Here is a 16,503-nt window from a genome sequence, read left to right on the forward strand (position 1 = left end):
CACGGGGTATGAAGACATGACGAACGAGAACAAGACTCCCAAGGAATCCGTCACGCTGATCAACAACAGCACCGGCAAGACCACGGAATTCCCGCTGCTGTCCGGCTCCATCGGCCCCAAGGTGGCGGATATCCGCTCCCTTTACGCCAGCCAGGACATCTTCACCTATGACCCCGGCTACATGTCCACCGGCTCGTGCAAATCGGCCATCACCTACATCGACGGCGACGCCGGCGTCCTGCTGCACCGCGGCTACGCCATCTCCGATCTGGCCGAGAACTGCTCCTTCCTGGAAGTGGCCTATGCCATCCTCAAGGGCGAGCTGCCCAACGCCGAGCAGAAGGCCAAGTTCGAGAGCGACATCACCCGTCACTCCATGCTGAACGAGCAGATCTCGTTCTTCTTCCGCGGCTTCCGCCGCGACTCGCACCCCATGGCCGTGATGTGCGGCGTGGTGGGCGCCATGGCCGCCTTCTACCACGACTCCACCGACATCAATGATCCGCACCAGCGGATGATCGCCAGCTACCGTCTGGTCGCCAAGATGCCGACCATCGTCGCCTGGGCCTACAAGTACTCCCAGGGCCAGCCCTTCATGTACCCGCAGAACAAGCTCTCCTACGCCGAGAACTTCCTGCACATGATGTTCGCCACGCCTTGCGAGGAATACAAGGTCAGCCCGGTCCTGGCCAAGGCCATGGACCGCATCCTGATCCTGCACGCCGACCACGAGCAGAACGCCTCGACCTCGACCGTCCGTCTGGCCGGTTCGTCGGGCGCCAACCCCTTCGCCTGCATCGCCGCCGGCATCGCCTCGCTGTGGGGTCCCGCCCATGGCGGCGCCAACGAGGCCGTGCTGCAGATGCTGCACGAGATCGGCTCGGTCGACCGCATCCCCGAATACATCAAGAAGGCCAAGGACAAGGACGATCCGTTCCGTCTGATGGGCTTCGGCCACCGCGTGTACAAGAACTACGACCCGCGCGCCAAGATCATGGCCAAGACCTGCCACGAAGTGCTGAACGAGCTGGGCGTCCACGACGACCCGCTGCTGAAGCTGGCCATGGAGCTGGAGCGCATCGCGCTGGAGGACGAGTACTTCGTCAGCCGCAAGCTGTTCCCGAACGTGGACTTCTACTCGGGCATCATTTTCAAGGCCATGGGCATCCCCACCCAGGTGTTCACCTGCCTGTTCGCCCTGGCCCGCACCGTGGGCTGGATCGCCCAGTGGAACGAGATGCTGACCGACCCCGATCAGAAGATCGGCCGTCCGCGCCAGCTGTATGTCGGCCCGGCGCAGCGGGATTTCGTCCCGCTCGCCAAGCGTGGCTAAGTCGGACCAGAGAGTACCGGAGGGGCGGCGCCGCAAGGCGCCGCCCCAACGCATTCCAAGACCCGCCAACGACAACACCCATCCCGAGGCGAAGCGCCGCCTCGTGATCGCACTGGCGGCACTTGGCTTTTCCGCGCTGGTCATCCTGGCCTTAAGTATGGCAGGTTGGCGTTAGCCCAAGCCAGGAGACGCCGCCATGATGAATTTCCTCGACCGCCGCGTCGTCCATCCTGGCGGCCACGTCTTCAAGGAAGGCGACAGCGGCGACCAGGCCTTCATCATCCAGTCGGGAACGGTGGAATTGCTGAAGGGCGAAAAGGTCTTCGCCGAACTGGGGGGCAACACCATCTTCGGCGAAATGGCCCTGATCGACGGGGCGCCGCGCATGGCCACGGCGCGGGCCAAGACCGAGACCACCCTGATCGTCATCCCCCGCTCGGTGGTCGATTCCAAGCTGAAGGGCGTCGATCCCTTCGTCATCAAGCTGCTGGGCATCCTGGTCCAGAACGTCCGGTCCATGGCCGGCAAGCTGGGCTGAGACGAAAAGAAAGCGCGGGCTGCCGCCCGCACCCGCCCAGGGCCACGGCCCCGAACCCCGTTCACTGAATATCAAAGGGGGTCCGGGGCATCGCCTCGGCTGGGATTTGGGGCGAGAGCCCCAGGGATCAGGCCCGCGCCGGTGCCGGCAGGAAGCCGGCCTGCACCAGGTCGCGCACCTTCTCGAAGGCCTTGACCTCGATCTGGCGGATGCGTTCGCGCGATACGCCGTAGCGCCCGCCCAACTCCTCCAGGGTCACGGGGTCGTCCTTAAGGCGGCGCTCGATGAACACCTCGCGCTCGCGCTCGGTCAGGGTGTCCAGCGCCCGGGCGATCAGGGCACGGCCCTTGGACAGTTCCTCGCGCTTGGCGAAGGCGGTTTCCTGGTTGTCGGCCTCGTCGGCCATCAAGTCCTGAATCTCGGTGCCGCCCTCGCCGACGGGAGTGTTGAGCGAGGAATCGCGTCCCGCCATGCGGCGGTTCATGGCGACCACGTCGCTTTCATCCACGTCCAGTTCGCGGGCGATGGTCGCCACGTGCTCGGGCGCCAGATCGCCCGCTTCCAGCAGGCGCAGGCGCGACTTGATGCGCCGCAGGTTGAAGAACAGCTTCTTTTGCGCCGCCAGGGTGCCGATCCGCACCATGGACCACGAATTCAGCACGAACTCGTTGAGCGAGGCCTTGATCCACCACATGGCGTAGGTGGCCAGGCGGAAGCCGCGCTCCGGCTCGAATTTCTTGACCGCCCGCATCAGGCCGATATTGCCCTCGCTGATCAGGTCGGCGACCGGCAGGCCGTAATGGCGATAGCCCAGCGCGATCTTGGCGACCAGACGCAGATGGCTGGTCACCAGCCGATGGGCGGCGTCCTTGTCGCCGTAATCGGTCCAGCGCTTGGCCAGCATGAATTCCTCCTCGGGGGCGAGGACGGGGAATTCCTTGATATCCCTGAGGTATTTGGCGAGGCCGTCGTCACCGGCGACGACCGGAAGTTTGGCAACCGACATGTTCTGATCCCTCCAGTTTGTGCCTTCCTGGCGCCCAACACGCCGGGAATCGTTTGAAAAACCGGAAAAGACCGCTAGTCGTAGCCCTGCATCATCATACGCATCGTCACATCCTCCATCGAGCAACATGACCCGGAACCCGCCTTCATGGCAGCGCTCCGATCCGGCGGACGGCTCGGCCCCATCATGGGCACCGACCGATTCCACCATCACCATTATGGTGGCAAGGCCCTGCCGAAATCAAGGGGGCGAACCGCGTCGCCGTTTGCTCTTATGATCAGCTAAACAGCCGATCGTGGCGGGAATGTGGCAGCCTTCGCCGTCTGCATGGCGGCCATTCCGAACCGGCGAATCCACCCGGCGAAATTTGAGTCATGATGAAGCTCTCCCCGGCGACCAGCACAGTTTCCGCCGGACGAACGAAAAGGTAAGGCGCCGGCCCCTCCCTCCGATTGGCCGGCGTACACGGACCCCGCCCCGCCCTCCCTGCCGGGGCGGGGTTGTGTTTTTGAGGCCTCTCCTCAGCCTTCCGGACGGCGTTCGCGCGCGCCGGCCAGGGCGACCACGCCCACCCCGCCGGCGATCAGGGCCAGCCCCGCCATGTTGGTCAACGACAGCCTCTCGCCCAGCAATAGCGACGAAATCACCAGCCCGAAGGCGGGTACCGACAGGAAACTGAGCGACACGGTCAGCGCCGGCAGCAGCCGGTTGACGGTCACCGCCGCCCAATAGGCGAAGGCGGTGGCCAGGGTGCCGTTGTAGAGCAGCGTCCAGACCAGTTCGAAGCTGCCGTCGGGGGCCGGCGGCCCCTCGATCAGCACCGCCGCCGCCGCCACCGGCACCAGGCCGACCAGCATCTGCCACGGCACCAGTTCCAGCGGTGAGGACTGCCAGCGATGCCTGCGGATGTGCAGGATCACCGCCGCCCAGACCAGGGCGGCGGCCAGCAGCATCAGGTTGCCGGTCACCGCCGCCCGGTCGCTCCAGTCGAAGGTGAGCGGATTGAACAGCACCACGATGCCGCCCAACCCCAGGGCCAGCCCGGCCAGCCTTCCGCGGGTCAGCCGTTCCCCCAGGAACAGCGCCGCCCCCGGCGCCACCCACAACGGCGTTGAATAGGCCAGGATGGCCGACCGCCCGGCCGGCACCACCAGCAGCGCCAGATTGGTCAGCACCATGAACAGGGCCATGTTGAGCAGCCCCAGCGAAGCCATCACCGGCCAGTCCCCCCGGGGCGGCAGGCGGAGCTTTCCCATGGGCGCCAGGATCAGCACCATGCTGACCAGACCCAGGGCGAGGCGGAGCGTGCAGAACCATAAAGGCTGGATGTGGGCCAGCCCGATCTTCATGATCGGCCAGTTGCCGCCCCAGACCAGGACCAGAAGAGCCAGCAGACTGAATGCGCGCATGTCTGGTCATACCACTGTTTTCAGGACGCAGACTTTGCCATGCCGACCGTGGCATGATCCACCAATTCCCGCACAAAGGAGAAATGCGTTGGACTTCGACGGAGAGCACCGCATCGCCGCGCCGCGCGCCGTGGTTTGGCAGGCCCTCAACGACCCTACGCTGCTGGCCGCCTGCATCCCCGGCTGCGAAAAGCTGGAGGCCACCGGTCCCGGAGCTTACACCGCCACCGTGGCCATCCGGGTCGGCGCGCTGGCGGCCCGCTTTTCCGGGAATCTCACCCTGGACGACGTGATCGAGGCCCAAGCCTACACCCTGAAAGGCCAGGGCCAGGGTGGCGTGGCAGGATTCGTCTCGGGCTCGGCCCGCGTCACCTTGGAAGACGACGGCGACGCCACCCTGCTGCGCTGGAAGGCGGCGGGTGAAATCGGCGGCCGCCTGGCCTCGGTGGGCGGCCGGCTGCTGCACGGCTTCGCCGTCAAGACGGCAAACCAGTTTTTTTCGCGCCTGAATACGAATCTCGGGTCGCAACCTGATTGCAGTTCTCAATAAGGATCGCTACGTATTACATATTGTCACAATACGTCATCAGTTGGCGTAGGGGGGGGATTATGGAGACACGCGCCGCCGGCCGGGATTCGGCCATTAACGTCGAGCAGTTCCGCCCCGTCCCCATATCGACCGACGACAGAATTCGTCGCCGTTTGCCACGCAAGGAGCGGGAAAAGCTGATCATCACCGAGGCCATCCGCTTTTTCGCCGAAGTGGGCTTCGAGGGACAGACCCGGGCGCTGGCCGACCGGCTGGGGGTTACCCAACCCCTGCTCTACCGCTATTTTCCCGACAAGGACGCCTTGATCGAGCGGGTCTACAAGGAGGTCTTCCTCAACACCTGGGAGCCGGCCTGGATCGCCACGCTGCAGGACCGCTCGCGCCCCCTGGTGGATCGGCTGATCGATTTCTATCTTGCATATACCAAAGCGAATTTCAGCTACGAGCGGGTGCGGCTGTTCATGTTCGCCGGGCTGAAGGACGGCTCCATCGCCAACCGCTACATGCAGCATGTGCGCGACCAGCTCTTCGTGCCCATGTGCCGGGAATTGCGCGCCGACCTCGGCGTCGGAGGGGATGATCCGGTCAGCCTCGAGGAAATCGAGATGGTGGCCGGGCTGCACGGCGCCATCGCCTATGTGGGGGTGCGCCGCTGGGTCTATCACGCCCAGACCCCCGCCGACCTGACGCCGGTGATCACCGAGTTGGTCCGCACCTATCTGGGCGGCATCGGCGACAGCTACCGCCGCTTCGTCTCGGCCACGGCCAAGTAAAACAGCTTGCCAAGCCGCCCCCGGGAAGGCTACCAGTCGGTGGCTATCCAAAGGGGGATTTCGAGCATGCGCAAGGCAGTTCTGGCCGTTACCGTGACCCTGGCCCTGGGGGCCTGCTCCAGCACGCCCAAGCCGCTGGTGCCCGACACGCCCGAGGGCCCCGCCAGCTATGTCTGCTACAGCACATGGCTGTCAGGACCGGAAGAGGTCCGCGCCATCGCCGACCGCCAGTGCCACAACGCCGGCATGGAAGTGCGCGGCCTGCTGGGCCAGAGCTTCGCCCCCTTCAAATGCGGCATCCTCACCCCGGAAGTGGCGGCTTTCCGCTGCGGCCGCTACGGCTTCGGGTACTGAGGCAGAAAGTAAAAAAGCCCCCGGCCGCTCGGCCGGGGGCTTTTTCATGGTCCGGCGCTACTGCACCTGCTGCACCGCCGAAAGCAGCCAGCGGCCACCATTGGTGCTGCGCACGAAGGTCCAGGCCTCGGTGTGGGTGACCGTCGCGCGCGGATTGCCGTCGGCCACCGCGCCAGTATCCAGGCGCACCATGTAATCGTTGCACGAGAAGGTCAGGATGGCGGTCAGGTAGTCGAAGCCGCCCTCGCTCCACGATTCGCTGACATCGCCCTTCAGCAAGGCGACGTTCTCCACCTTGTTGGCCAGGCCCTCGCTGGCGTTGCGGCTCATGTCCTCGGACAGGTAGGAGACCACCTCGGGGGTGGCGAAGCGCTTCAGCTGCATCAGGTTGCCGTCGCTCCACGCCTTCTGCACACCGAGCAGGATCTCGGTGAAGGCGTCCTGGTCGTTGCCCGAGGCGTCGAATTCCCGCTCGATGCGCGGCTGGGCCGGAGCGGCGGAGATCATGGGCTCCACATGCTGGCCGGCCGCGTGCTGGGCCATGTAGGGGTTGCCCGCCGGCACCGCCGGCTGCGAGCGTCCGCGGAACAGCCGGATGGCCAGCCACACCAGACCGCCGATGATGGCCAGTTGCAGCAGCAGGCCCAGCATGCTGGCGCCGGGCGCCGCGTCCGACGCGGCGGCCAGCGCCGGAGAATGCCCGAACAGCATGGAACCGATGCCGGCCCCCAACAGGCCGCCGGCGATTCCCGCCATCATGGGATTGCGCTGAAAGAAGCTGGGCTGGCCCACGGGCGCCCCCATGGGAGTGGCGGGACGCATGGCCGAGGCACCGGCGCCGGCCGGAGCCAGCGGGGCCGAATCCACCGCACCGGGGCGGGGCGCCGCCTGGGGCGCCGGCGGCGGTCCGGCGGGCTTGGTCTGGGCCGGGGGCGGTGCCAGCGTGCGCTCCATGGGCGCGTCATAGGTCCGGGACCCGCGCGAGCCAAAGCTGCCGCCGCTGGACTTGGACGTGCTGCCCGCCTTGGCCAGGGCATCACCCGCACCGGCCAGAGCCAGCACCAGGGCCACCACGGCCGAAATCACCACATGCCTCATCTCATTCCTCCCAAGGAATCACCCCCTTGTTATAGGGTGGTCCGGGCGGAAAGCAAACCGGCTACTAAAATTTAACCTGACGGGAAGGCGGGCGGGACGCCCGCGCTCCGGGATTTGGCGTCATCGGGAGCGCAGGCGTCCCGCCCGCATCCTCCCCCGGCCTTTTACCCCTGGTCGGCCTCGCCCTGGACGCGGGCGGCCAGCGAGGCGGCCATGAACATGTCCAGGTCGCCGTCGAGAACGCCCTGGGTGTCCGAGGTCTCCACGTTGGTCCGCAGGTCCTTGACCATCTGGTAGGGCTGCAGCACGTAGGAGCGGATCTGGTGGCCCCAGCCGATATCGGTCTTCTGGTCTTCCAGCGCCTGGGCGGCGGCCTCGCGCTTCTGCAGCTCGGCCTCGTAGAGCCGGGCGCGCAGCATGTCCCAGGCCCGCGCCCGGTTCTGGTGCTGGGAGCGCTCCATCTGGCAGGCCACGGCGATGCCGGTGGGAATGTGGGTGATACGCACCGCCGAATCGGTCTTGTTGATGTGCTGGCCGCCGGCGCCCGATGCGCGGTAGGTGTCGATGCGGCACTCGCTCTCGTTGATCTGGATGTCGATGGTGTCGTCGATCACCGGATAGACCCAGGCCGAGGAGAAGCTGGTGTGGCGGCGCGCCGCGCTGTCATAGGGCGAGATGCGCACCAGCCGGTGGACGCCGCTTTCGGTCTTCAGCCAGCCATAGGCGTTATGGCCGAGGATGCGCACGGTGGCCGACTTGATGCCCGCCTGCTCGCCGGCGCTTTCTTCCAGCCATTCCACCTTGTAGCCGTGCTTCTCGGCCCAGCGGGTGTACATGCGCAGCAGCATCTCGGCCCAGTCCTGGGATTCGGTGCCGCCGGCCCCGGCGTTGATTTCCAGATAGCAATCGTTGTGGTCGGCCTCGCCCGAGAGCAGGGTCTCCAGCTCCATCTTGCCGGCGCGCTCCTTGAGCGCGCGGACCTGTTCCTCGGCGTCGTCGATGACCGTCTGGTCGCCTTCCATCTCGCCCAGCTCGATCAGTTCCAGCAGATCGGCCAGCTCGCGCTCCAGCGTCCGGCAGCCCTGGATGGCGTTATCCAGCTCGGTGCGCTCGCGCATGATCTTCTGGGCGTTGGCGGCGTCGTTCCACAGATCGGGATTCTCGGCCGATGCGTTCAGCTCGTCGAGCCGCATCAAGGCCTCGTCCCAATTGAGATGACGCTTGAGCAGGGCGGCAGAGCGCCGGATGTCCTGGGCGAGCGCCTCGATCTCGGCCCGCATGGCTGTTCCCCTAAAGGCATTATGGAGGCGCCCTTTTTAAGGAAGTCCGCCCCCACTGGCAACCCGAGAGATTAGCGCGGCGGCGGCGGCCCGCCCTTGGGCGGATGGGGCGGACGCCAGCGGGCCACGGCATGGCGGCCCTCCGCCGACATGCCCGACGCGGCTTCCATGATCACCTCGGCGACGGCGTCGTCCATGGCGGCATGGGCCTGGCGGCCCTCGGCCAATATGGCGCGCAGGGACTCGGCGTCGAAATCGGGAGCGGCCAGCGCCGTGCCGATCCGCGCCGGCAGACCGGTCCAGATGCCGTTCCGGTATTCCACCTCCTGGGCGCGCCGGGCGATGGCGGCGCGCAGGATCGCGGCATCGGCCGGCGGCAGGTCGGCAGCCAGCCGCTCGGCGATGTGCAGCGGGCTGGGCGGCCCGCCGCCGGGCGGACGCGGCGGCGGGCCCGGTTCACGCATGACCAGGACCGTGGCCAGAAAGACGTTGAGGGCCAGCGACACCGGCAAGGCCCAGCGGGAAAGAAAGTCACGCCCCATCAATAGCCCAGCCCCGAATAATAAGTGGTGACAAGGTCCTGGCCCAGGACGACGGTCTCGGTATCGGCGCGCAGATCATGGCCGACCACGATGCCCAGCAAGACGGCGGCGGCCATGGGCAGGGCGAAGCGGGAGAACGGTAGCAGCCCCGCCAGCCATTCCCCACCCCTCAGCCCTCCCCCGAACGAAGGCCTTGGCGCGGCCGCCATGCTCCGCTCGTCCAGGCGGGCCATCACGGCGTCCATGACACGCAGGGCGCGCTCGGGCGACACCTCCACCGGGGGCGCCAGTCTGCGCATCACTTCGTCCAGATCGTCGGCACTCATGTCACGTCTCCAATGCCCCGAACGCCCAGGCGGGCCAGGGCGGTCCTCAGGCTGCGCTTGCCCCGCACCAGCAGGGCCTCCATGGCGCCCAGCGACAGGTCCAGCACCCGCGCCGCCTCCGGGGCGCTCAAGTCGCTGAAATAGTATAGCGATAACGCCTGGCGTTGTCTGGCCGGCATCTCGGCCATGGCCGCCGAGACCAGCCGTTCGCGCTGGCGGGCCATGGCGCGCTCCAGCCCGCCCGGAGCGGGATCGGCCTGTTCCTCCGCCTCGTCCTCGGCGACGAAGCGGACCCGGCGCAATCGGTCCAGGCTGGCGTTCAACACCACCCGGTACAGCCATGTGGAAAACTTGGCGTCGCGGTCCGATTGCCACTTGGGCGCCATGGTCCACACCTTCAAGAATGCCTCCTGCACCACCTCGTCGGCGTCGTCGGAATTGCGCAGCACGCGGGTGGCCAGGGCCAGCATGGCGCGGACATGCCGATCCATCAGCCGCTGGAAGCACCGGCGGTCTCCTTGGGCGATGAAACGCAGCAGATCGTCGTCACTGGCCGCATCCCCCTGGGAACGCGTCCGCCCGCCCTGATCCAAACCACCTCCACGACAACCGTCATCGCAAGATTGAACGGCACGAAAAAAGCGATCCATGCGGAAAATCATGCGCCCACCCGGCAAAATCTGCCGCCCGACCCGGCAAGTCCTGCCGGGTGAAGAGCGCACGATGGGGCGGAGAAACGAGACATTTCACACCGAATCAAGGCGTTATGGGTAGCATCGCGCCCTGGCCCCCACCTTGCAGCGGGATGAGCGAGACGACACCGCATAGAAATAGAGCGGTGCACCACGTCTTTTCAAGAAAAAGAAAATAATTATTTTTATATAACCAGCACATGTAAAGCAATAGCTCAAGCGTGGAACGACTCGACCGGAATTTTATCCGATCAGTTCATAACTGATGGAGAGTCACCATGCTACACGGACTAGGCACATCCGCCTCACAATCCCAACAGAACATCAGTTCTATCTTTAAAAAGCTCGACACAAATTCAGACAACAGCGTCAGCCGCAATGAGTTCATTGTCGGAAAGCCAGACGACGTCAGCGAGGATCAGGCGGGCGCCCTGTTCGACAAGCTGGATTCGTCGGGCAGCGGGTCGCTCAGCCAGGACGCGCTGAGTTCCGCCTTCCAGCAGATGGCGTCGGGCATGCAGGCGGTGCTGCTGCAATCCCAGGAGGTCCAGGGCGGCCAAAAGGGGGGCCGCGGCGGCCCGCCCGACCCGGAGGAGATGTTCGAGGACCTGGATGCCGATGCCGATGGCACCGTCTCCCGCGACGAATTCGTGTCGGGGCGCCCGGACGATGTCAGCGAGGAGCAGGCCGGCGCATTCTTCGACAAGATCGCCTCGGCGGCCGGGGCGGACTCGGCCACCGGCCTCAGCCAGGACCAGCTGGCCAGCGGGCTTCAGGCCATGGGCCCGCCGCCTCCCCCGGATTCGGAATCGTCTTCCGAGACCGGCTCCACCGACAACCAGCTGATCAACCAGTTGCTGGCCATGCTCCAGCAATCCTCGGCTTCCGGTTCCAGCCAGGCTCCCGATCCGTCGAAGATGTTCGAGGACCTGGACAGCGACGGCGACGGCACGGTCACCAAGTCGGAATTCGTGGCCGGACGCCCCGGCGAGGTCAGCGAGGATCAGGCAGGCTCCTTCTACGACAAGATCACCTCGGTCGCGGGGGCCGATTCCGCCTCCGGCCTCAGCCAGGACCAGCTGGCCGAGGGCATGAAGAAGGCCGGACCGCCCGACCAGGCGGCCGCCAGCCAGACGGCCTCGACACAGACCTCCAGCAGCAACGACGACCTTTTGTTGCAGGAACTGCTCAAGGCCATCGGCTCGTATCAGAAGGCCAACCTGCTCAGCGTCGCCAACACCAATCTGGCGGCCTAGCCTTCCCGCGCCTTCCATGCCGGACCACCCATTCGGCATGGAAGGCGCTTTTTTTCGCAGGGAAACCCCAAGCGCCCCCGTGGAAGCAAACAGAACCTCGATCTCAGAAGGAGAAGGGCCATGTCCATTGCCTCCGTGGGGAACCAATCCTCCATCCAGAACCTGCTGCTCAACGACCTGAAGAAGAACGGCCTGTCGTCGGACGTGGCCTCGCAGGTGGAATCGGATATCTCATCGGTCTTCCAGTCGCAGTCCTCGTCGGGCCAGCCCCCCTCGCCCACCGACATGCGTGCCGCCATCGAGGCCAAGCTGACCGAGGGCGTGTCCTCCGGCGCGCTCAGCCAGGAGCAGGCCGACGCGGTGGTCAAGGCGCTCGATGAATTCGAAAGCCAGATCCGGCAATCGGGCGGCCCCGGCGGCAGCCAGGGCGCCGGGGGCCAGGGCGGCCCGGATGCGGCGGAACTGTTCTCCAAGCTGGACAGCGACGGCGACGGCACGGTGACCCGCGACGAATTCGTCGCCGGACGCCCCGACAAGGTCAGCGAGGAAGACGCCGGCAAGTTCTACGACAAGATCGCCGAGAACAGCGGCGGCGACGGCGCCAAGGGCCTCAGCCAGGAGCAGTTCGCCACCGGTTTGCAAAATGCCGGTCCGCCAGCGGGCGGCGGCGCGCCTTCCGGCCCACCCCCGGCGGGTGGCGGCGGTGGCGGCGGGTCGGCCAGCGAAGGGTCCTCCAGCGGCTCGTCGGACGAAGTGGTCTCGGTGACCACCACCACCTCGCCCGACGGCACCAAGACCACCGTCACCAAATACGGCGACGGCTCCAGTTCCACCTCGGTGACCTATGGACAGGCGGATGGGTCCAGTGCCGACGCGCTGCAGTCGATCCTCAAATCCCTGACCAAGGGCAATTCCGATTCCGAGGCGACCTCGTCCTATCTGGGCAAGCTGCTGTCGGGCGGCCTGATCGACACGGTGGCGTGATCAGCAGCCGGACAGGGGCGACCTGAACCGGCTCATCAGGGCGGTCTTCGGGCCGCCCACCAGCCCTTCGAGCTTCTGGCGCAATTGCGGCAGCGAGCGGATTTCGGCCAGACGGCGGCGCAGGAAGCCCCAGGTGTCGGCCGAGCCCTCGGATTCATCGTCCAGCCAGTAGAGCAAGGTGGCGGAGTATACCGCCGCCAGGGTGGCGCGCTTGGAATACCACGAGAAATCGTGAGCGCGGTCGCCCACCGCCAGCCAGATCGCGTCGGCCGTCCCCCAGGTCAGCCGTGCCGCCAGGGGAAGATTCTGCGGCAGGGCCAGGAGCGAGGTGGCGCGGCGGATGGCCTCGCGGTGCTCGCCCCAGCGCTCGAGGCGCAGCTTCACCGCCAGGAAGACCTTTTCCCCCACGCCGCGCCCTTCCAGCCCGGCCCCGGCCAGATCGGCCTCCATGGTCCGGTTGGCGTGGTCGACGAAATGGGCCACCGCATCCACGGCGCCCCTGGGGAACAGCCGGGGCAGCAGCGCCCGCTCGATTTCCAGGTCGTCGGCCGCCACCGCCAGGGTCGCGGAAGACCAGCCGTCGAAGGTGGCGTGGGGCAGCATGGCGCCCACCAGGGCATCCTTGAGCGGACGCGATTCCATGTCAAAATCTCCCCGGCTGCGAACAAAAGCACTTTCCGGGTTATAGGCCCCGCCTAACCCCTTCACAAGGGGGCGGCACTGTGCTATCAACCCACCTCCCCGGACGGCAGAGATGCCGACCGTCGGGAGGGTTTTCTAGCGTAGAGGAGCGGTGGCGAAACGTGCAAGTTCTCGTTCGTGACAACAATGTCGATCAGGCCCTGAAGGCGCTCAAGAAGAAGATGCAGCGCGAGGGGGTTTTCCGCGAGATGAAGCTTCGCAGGAACTATGAGAAGCCGTCCGAGCGTCGCGCCCGTGAAAAGGCCGAAGCCGTGCGTCGCGCCCGCAAGCTGGAGCGCAAGCGCCTGGAGCGCGAGGGCTTCTAAAGCCTTCAATTCGGCCGCACCGATAAAAGGCGCGGCCGGACCGGAAATTCAAGCGTCGCCATCGCTGGCGCCATGACCCTAGGTCATGGCGCTTTTCGGTCTTGATTTTCAGCAAATTTGCCGCCTTGCCCCTGGGGCCTCATACTAGTAGTTTGTATGCGGGATTGGGTCGTCTGGGGGGGTTCCGGCCATGGAATTACTGCGTAATCTTAGGATTGGGCGACGTATTCTTCTGGCTTTTCTACTTCCGGTGTTCGGCCTTGTCGCCTTCTCTGGCTATGTGATCGTGCTCCGCTGGCTGGTGGTCAACGACACCAGCGGGCTGATCCGCATGGCCGCCATGGCCAACAGCGTCAGCACCGTCGTCCATGAGCTGCAGAAGGAACGCGGCGCCTCGTCGCTTTACGTGGCCAGCGGCCGCAAGCAGTTCGGCGACCGGGTCGAGGCCCAGCGCAAGCTCTCCGACGACATGGCCAAGCGCTTCGAGGAGCAGGCCGGCGTTTCCGCCGCCGCCCTGGGACCGGACTTCGCCTCCTCGCTCGGCAAGGCGCGCGAGGCGCTGGCCGGACGCGCCAAGCTGCGCGGCGACATCGAGGCGGGAACCCTGGACCGCAACGCGGTGTTCCAGGCCTATACCGCCATGATCAAGGTCCAGCTGGACATGGTCGGCCAGATGGCCCGCCAGACCCCCGACAAGAAGGCCGCCGAGGCGGTCAGCGCCTATCTCGCCTTCATGGAGGCCAAGGAGCGGGCCGGCCAGGAGCGCGCCACCGGCTCGGCCGGCTTCGCCGGAACCTTCGATCCGGTGATCTACCGCCGTCTGGTCTCGTTGATCGCCGACCAGGAGATGCTGTTCTCCCATTTCATCCGCACCGCGTCCCCCGAACTGGTGGCCTTCTTCCGCGACAAGATGGGCGACCCCATCGTCGCCGAGGTCAACGCCATGCGTGAAGCCGCCCACGCCAAGGCCCTGGCCGGCGGCGAGGGCGTCCCCGCACCCAAGTGGTTCGAGGCCACCACCAAGCGCATCGACCTGATGAAGGTGGTCGAGGACCGCATCGCCTCGGATCTGGTGGCGTCCGCCACCAAGACCAGCTCGGACGCCCAGCTGTTCCTGTGGGGCCAGATCATCGCGGTGATCGGCGGCCTGGGCATCACCTTCGCCGCCGCCGGCGTGCTGGCCCGCGGCATCACCGGCCCCATCGCCCATATCACCCAGGCCATGAGCCGGCTGGCCACCGGCGACACCTCCATCTCGGTGGACGGGCTCCAGTTGCAGACCGAGGAGGGCGAGATGGCCCGCGCCGTCGAGGTCTTCCGCAACAACCGCATCGCCGCCGAGGCGCTGGCCGCCGAGCAGAAGTCCGAGCAGGAGGCCAAGGAGCGCCGCCGCCAGGCCATCGAGCAACTGACCGCCGCCTTCCGCCAGGAGGTATCCGGCGCCCTGGCGGCGGTGGGCGACGCCACCCGCCTGCTGGACAATTCGGCCAACTCGCTGGGCGCCTCGGCCCAGAGCATGGAGGGCCACGCGGCCGCCGTGGCCGCCGCCGCCGAGGAGGCCAGCATCAACGTCGAGACGGTGGCCGGCGCCGCCGAGGAACTGGCCGCCTCCATCAACGAGATCAGCCGCCAGGTCGCCACCTCGGCCCAGGTGTCGCAGGAAGCGGTGGTCGAGGCCGAGCGCACCAACGCCCTGGTCCACGGGCTGGCGGACGCGGCGCGCAACATCGGCGAGGTGGTCACCATGATCGGCGACATCGCCGGCCAGACCAACCTCTTGGCCCTGAACGCCACCATCGAGGCGGCGCGGGCCGGCGAGGCGGGCAAGGGTTTCGCCGTCGTCGCCAACGAGGTCAAGCACCTCGCCACCCAGACCGCCAAGGCCACCAGCCAGATCACCGAGCAGGTAGGCGCCGTGCAATCGGCCACCGACCAGGCGGTCTCGGCCATCGAGAGCATCGGCGCCATCATCGAGCGCATCAATCAGGTCGCGTCGGCCATCGCCGCGGCGGTGGAGGAGCAGGACGCCACCACCCGGGACATCGCCCGCAACGTGGCCGAAGCCGCCGGCGGCACCCGCGAGGTCTCGCGCCACGTCACCGACGTCACCAGCGAGGCCGGCGAAACCGGCAAGACCGCCACCGACGTGCTGGGCGCCGTCCAGGCGCTCGGCCGCCAGTCGGAGACCCTCAACACCTCGGTCCAGCGCTTCCTGGCCGGGGTGGAGCGGGCCTGAGGAGCCGTGTCAGGGGACCATGTCCCCCGCCCTTCCCTGCAGGTAGGTCAGCAGGAAGGCGGCTTCGGAATCGTCGAGCGGCACCAGGCGGCGCATCATATTGAAATGGCCGATCCAGGCATCGGCGGTGTATTCCCCGGGCGAGCGCCGGGTGTGGCACAGGGTGCAATTGTCCTGCACCATGCGCTCGCCATAGGCCCACAGCCTTTCCGGGTCGCGGGTCCAGCCCGCCGCCGGGGCCCAGGCCCGCAGGCGCTGCGCCGTCCAGGCCTGCCCCGTATCGGCGTCTTCCTTCGTCTCTCCGCTTTCCAGCACGGATTGGGCGGCCTCGGTCAGGCTGGCGACGGCCATGCGCTTGCCGAAGCGGCTGTAGAGAACGGCCGGCGTGCCGTCGCGGACCCAGGCGGCAATCTCGATCTCCACCGAATCGCCGGCCACGGCCAGCACCCGGACGGGAACCGCCGCCGCCAGTTCGCCCACCGGCTCGGCATCGGGCCGGGACCGCAGCATTCTGGGCTCGACGGCATAGACCACGTCGCCCACCGCCGGAACCGTATTCCGCGCCTCGGCGGACAGGGCGGCCAGCATGGCCCGGTGCTTCAAGGTGACGTCGGGCATCTTGTGGGCCACCGCCTTGTGGCAGTCGATGCAGGTCTTGCCCGCCTTGGCCGCTTCGCGCATGGCGCGGGCCGCCTTCATGGACTGCTTGTGAAAGTCCATGGCTTCAAAGGAATGGCAATTGCGGCATTCGCGGGAATCGCTTTCCCGCATGCGCGTCCATTCCCGCGCCGCCAGGTCGTGGCGCTTGGCCTCGAACTTTTCCGGCGTGTCGATGGAGCCCAGCGCCCAATGGAACAGCTCGTTGCTGGCCTGGGCCTTGCGGATCAGCTTGTGGTTCCAGTCCCTGGGCACGTGGCAGTCGGGACAGCCCGCCCGCACTCCCGAACGGTTCTGGAAATGGGCCGATTGCCGGTATTCGACGTAGACCGTGTCGCGCATGACGTGGCAGGAAATGCAAAAGGACGTGGTGTTGGTGGCCTCGAGCGCGGTGTTGAAGCCGCCCCAGGCGACCACCCCCGCCAGCATCCACGCCAATCCCCAGATCACCTTGCGCACGGC

At 66.6% G+C, this 16,503-nt stretch carries 19 protein-coding genes; 10 read left to right on the top strand and 9 right to left on the bottom strand.

Features of this window, described 5'->3' with window-relative positions:
• Window positions 1-16 precede the first annotated feature (16 nt).
• Together gltA and XM1_RS16910 are read left to right on the top strand one after the other, a co-directional pair.
• Window positions 17-1,333, top strand: a complete 1,317-nt coding sequence (gene gltA, locus XM1_RS16905) for a citrate synthase (protein WP_068435530.1) — start codon at window positions 17-19, stop codon at window positions 1,331-1,333.
• A 196-nt stretch (window positions 1,334-1,529) separates the two neighbouring features.
• Window positions 1,530-1,871, top strand: a complete 342-nt coding sequence (locus XM1_RS16910; RefSeq protein ID WP_068435532.1) for a cyclic nucleotide-binding domain-containing protein — start codon at window positions 1,530-1,532, stop codon at window positions 1,869-1,871.
• 127 nt (window positions 1,872-1,998) lie between these two features.
• Here XM1_RS16910 and rpoH read toward each other — a convergent pair whose 3' ends face one another.
• Together rpoH and XM1_RS16920 are read right to left on the bottom strand one after the other, a co-directional pair.
• Window positions 1,999-2,877 (bottom strand): RNA polymerase sigma factor RpoH, encoded by an 879-nt coding sequence (gene rpoH / locus XM1_RS16915; RefSeq protein WP_068435534.1) that lies wholly within the window; start codon window positions 2,875-2,877, stop codon window positions 1,999-2,001.
• A 521-nt stretch (window positions 2,878-3,398) separates the two neighbouring features.
• Entirely contained in the window at window positions 3,399-4,286 is an 888-nt protein-coding gene (locus XM1_RS16920) for a DMT family transporter (RefSeq protein WP_068435536.1), read from the bottom strand.
• A gap of 88 nt (window positions 4,287-4,374) precedes the next feature.
• Between XM1_RS16920 and XM1_RS16925 the strand changes: the two genes are divergently transcribed.
• The 3 genes from XM1_RS16925 to XM1_RS16935 all read left to right on the top strand — a co-directional run bounded on the left by XM1_RS16925 (window position 4,375) and on the right by XM1_RS16935 (window position 5,963).
• On the top strand, window positions 4,375-4,836 hold the full coding sequence (locus tag XM1_RS16925) for a carbon monoxide dehydrogenase subunit G (protein ID WP_068435538.1): 462 nt from the start codon (window positions 4,375-4,377) through the stop codon (window positions 4,834-4,836).
• 59 nt (window positions 4,837-4,895) lie between these two features.
• Window positions 4,896-5,609, top strand: a complete 714-nt coding sequence (locus XM1_RS16930) for a TetR/AcrR family transcriptional regulator (protein WP_068435540.1) — start codon at window positions 4,896-4,898, stop codon at window positions 5,607-5,609.
• 66 nt (window positions 5,610-5,675) lie between these two features.
• Window positions 5,676-5,963, top strand: coding sequence for a hypothetical protein (locus tag XM1_RS16935; RefSeq protein WP_068435542.1), 288 nt, complete (start codon window positions 5,676-5,678; stop codon window positions 5,961-5,963).
• A 57-nt stretch (window positions 5,964-6,020) separates the two neighbouring features.
• On the opposite strand, the gene XM1_RS16940 is transcribed toward XM1_RS16935, so the two are convergent.
• From XM1_RS16940 to XM1_RS16960, 5 genes are all read right to left on the bottom strand, one after another.
• A complete protein-coding gene (locus XM1_RS16940; RefSeq protein WP_068435543.1) occupies window positions 6,021-7,061 on the bottom strand; it encodes a TIM44-like domain-containing protein in 1,041 nt (346 codons plus the stop codon).
• 164 nt (window positions 7,062-7,225) lie between these two features.
• Window positions 7,226-8,341: a peptide chain release factor 2 gene (gene prfB, locus XM1_RS16945; protein ID WP_068435544.1), complete on the bottom strand. Its 1,116-nt coding sequence runs from the start codon at window positions 8,339-8,341 to the stop codon at window positions 7,226-7,228.
• Window positions 8,342-8,412: 71 nt separating this feature from the next.
• Window positions 8,413-8,883, bottom strand: a complete 471-nt coding sequence (locus XM1_RS16950; RefSeq protein WP_068435545.1) for a periplasmic heavy metal sensor — start codon at window positions 8,881-8,883, stop codon at window positions 8,413-8,415.
• The gene (locus tag XM1_RS16955; protein WP_068435546.1) at window positions 8,883-9,209 is read right to left on the bottom strand and encodes a hypothetical protein; all 327 of its coding nucleotides are present in this window, start codon (window positions 9,207-9,209) and stop codon (window positions 8,883-8,885) included. Before XM1_RS16955 ends, XM1_RS16950 begins: the two co-directional genes overlap by 1 nt.
• Window positions 9,206-9,802, bottom strand: a complete 597-nt coding sequence (locus tag XM1_RS16960) for an RNA polymerase sigma factor (RefSeq protein ID WP_068435548.1) — start codon at window positions 9,800-9,802, stop codon at window positions 9,206-9,208. The genes XM1_RS16955 and XM1_RS16960 overlap by 4 nt, the downstream gene beginning before the upstream one ends.
• On the opposite strand from XM1_RS16960, the gene XM1_RS25040 reads away from it, so the two are divergent.
• The 3 genes from XM1_RS25040 to XM1_RS16970 all read left to right on the top strand — a co-directional run bounded on the left by XM1_RS25040 (window position 9,689) and on the right by XM1_RS16970 (window position 12,141).
• Complete coding sequence (locus XM1_RS25040; RefSeq protein ID WP_231920811.1) at window positions 9,689-9,922, top strand: hypothetical protein; 234 nt, start codon at window positions 9,689-9,691, stop codon at window positions 9,920-9,922. The genes XM1_RS16960 and XM1_RS25040 overlap by 114 nt on opposite strands.
• Window positions 9,923-10,179: 257 nt before the next feature.
• Window positions 10,180-11,157, top strand: a complete 978-nt coding sequence (locus XM1_RS16965; RefSeq protein WP_082700571.1) for an EF-hand domain-containing protein — start codon at window positions 10,180-10,182, stop codon at window positions 11,155-11,157.
• 120 nt (window positions 11,158-11,277) lie between these two features.
• The gene (locus XM1_RS16970) at window positions 11,278-12,141 is read left to right on the top strand and encodes a suppressor protein (RefSeq protein ID WP_068435550.1); all 864 of its coding nucleotides are present in this window, start codon (window positions 11,278-11,280) and stop codon (window positions 12,139-12,141) included.
• On the opposite strand, the gene XM1_RS16975 is transcribed toward XM1_RS16970, so the two are convergent.
• The gene (locus XM1_RS16975; RefSeq protein WP_068435555.1) at window positions 12,142-12,783 is read right to left on the bottom strand and encodes a COQ9 family protein; all 642 of its coding nucleotides are present in this window, start codon (window positions 12,781-12,783) and stop codon (window positions 12,142-12,144) included.
• A gap of 161 nt (window positions 12,784-12,944) precedes the next feature.
• Between XM1_RS16975 and rpsU the strand changes: the two genes are divergently transcribed.
• A complete protein-coding gene (rpsU, locus tag XM1_RS16980) occupies window positions 12,945-13,148 on the top strand; it encodes a 30S ribosomal protein S21 (RefSeq protein ID WP_002726599.1) in 204 nt (67 codons plus the stop codon).
• Between the two features lie 190 nt (window positions 13,149-13,338).
• Window positions 13,339-15,384, top strand: a complete 2,046-nt coding sequence (locus tag XM1_RS16985; RefSeq protein ID WP_068435556.1) for a methyl-accepting chemotaxis protein — start codon at window positions 13,339-13,341, stop codon at window positions 15,382-15,384.
• A 9-nt stretch (window positions 15,385-15,393) separates the two neighbouring features.
• On the opposite strand, the gene XM1_RS16990 is transcribed toward XM1_RS16985, so the two are convergent.
• The gene (locus tag XM1_RS16990; RefSeq protein ID WP_231920558.1) at window positions 15,394-16,500 is read right to left on the bottom strand and encodes a NapC/NirT family cytochrome c; all 1,107 of its coding nucleotides are present in this window, start codon (window positions 16,498-16,500) and stop codon (window positions 15,394-15,396) included.
• Window positions 16,501-16,503 lie beyond the last annotated feature (3 nt).

The organism is Magnetospirillum sp. XM-1 (genome assembly GCF_001511835.1).
GTDB lineage: Bacteria > Pseudomonadota > Alphaproteobacteria > Rhodospirillales > Magnetospirillaceae > Phaeospirillum.

Bases quoted from the DNA above. Each gene is read 5' to 3' on its own strand.
- XM1_RS16970 (WP_068435550.1), top strand. From the start codon at position 11,278: ATGTCCATTGCCTCCGTGGGGAACCAATCCTCCATCCAGAACCTGCTG.
- XM1_RS25040 (WP_231920811.1), top strand. From the start codon at position 9,689: ATGCCGATCCATCAGCCGCTGGAAGCACCGGCGGTCTCCTTGGGCGAT.
- rpoH (WP_068435534.1), bottom strand. From the start codon at position 2,877: ATGTCGGTTGCCAAACTTCCGGTCGTCGCCGGTGACGACGGCCTCGCC.
- XM1_RS16965 (WP_082700571.1), top strand. From the start codon at position 10,180: ATGCTACACGGACTAGGCACATCCGCCTCACAATCCCAACAGAACATC.
- gltA (WP_068435530.1), top strand. From the start codon at position 17: ATGACGAACGAGAACAAGACTCCCAAGGAATCCGTCACGCTGATCAAC.
- XM1_RS16940 (WP_068435543.1), bottom strand. From the start codon at position 7,061: ATGAGGCATGTGGTGATTTCGGCCGTGGTGGCCCTGGTGCTGGCTCTG.
- XM1_RS16930 (WP_068435540.1), top strand. From the start codon at position 4,896: ATGGAGACACGCGCCGCCGGCCGGGATTCGGCCATTAACGTCGAGCAG.
- XM1_RS16920 (WP_068435536.1), bottom strand. From the start codon at position 4,286: ATGCGCGCATTCAGTCTGCTGGCTCTTCTGGTCCTGGTCTGGGGCGGC.
- XM1_RS16985 (WP_068435556.1), top strand. From the start codon at position 13,339: ATGGAATTACTGCGTAATCTTAGGATTGGGCGACGTATTCTTCTGGCT.
- prfB (WP_068435544.1), bottom strand. From the start codon at position 8,341: ATGCGGGCCGAGATCGAGGCGCTCGCCCAGGACATCCGGCGCTCTGCC.
- XM1_RS16975 (WP_068435555.1), bottom strand. From the start codon at position 12,783: ATGGAATCGCGTCCGCTCAAGGATGCCCTGGTGGGCGCCATGCTGCCC.
- XM1_RS16955 (WP_068435546.1), bottom strand. From the start codon at position 9,209: ATGAGTGCCGACGATCTGGACGAAGTGATGCGCAGACTGGCGCCCCCG.
- XM1_RS16935 (WP_068435542.1), top strand. From the start codon at position 5,676: ATGCGCAAGGCAGTTCTGGCCGTTACCGTGACCCTGGCCCTGGGGGCC.
- XM1_RS16910 (WP_068435532.1), top strand. From the start codon at position 1,530: ATGATGAATTTCCTCGACCGCCGCGTCGTCCATCCTGGCGGCCACGTC.
- XM1_RS16950 (WP_068435545.1), bottom strand. From the start codon at position 8,883: ATGGGGCGTGACTTTCTTTCCCGCTGGGCCTTGCCGGTGTCGCTGGCC.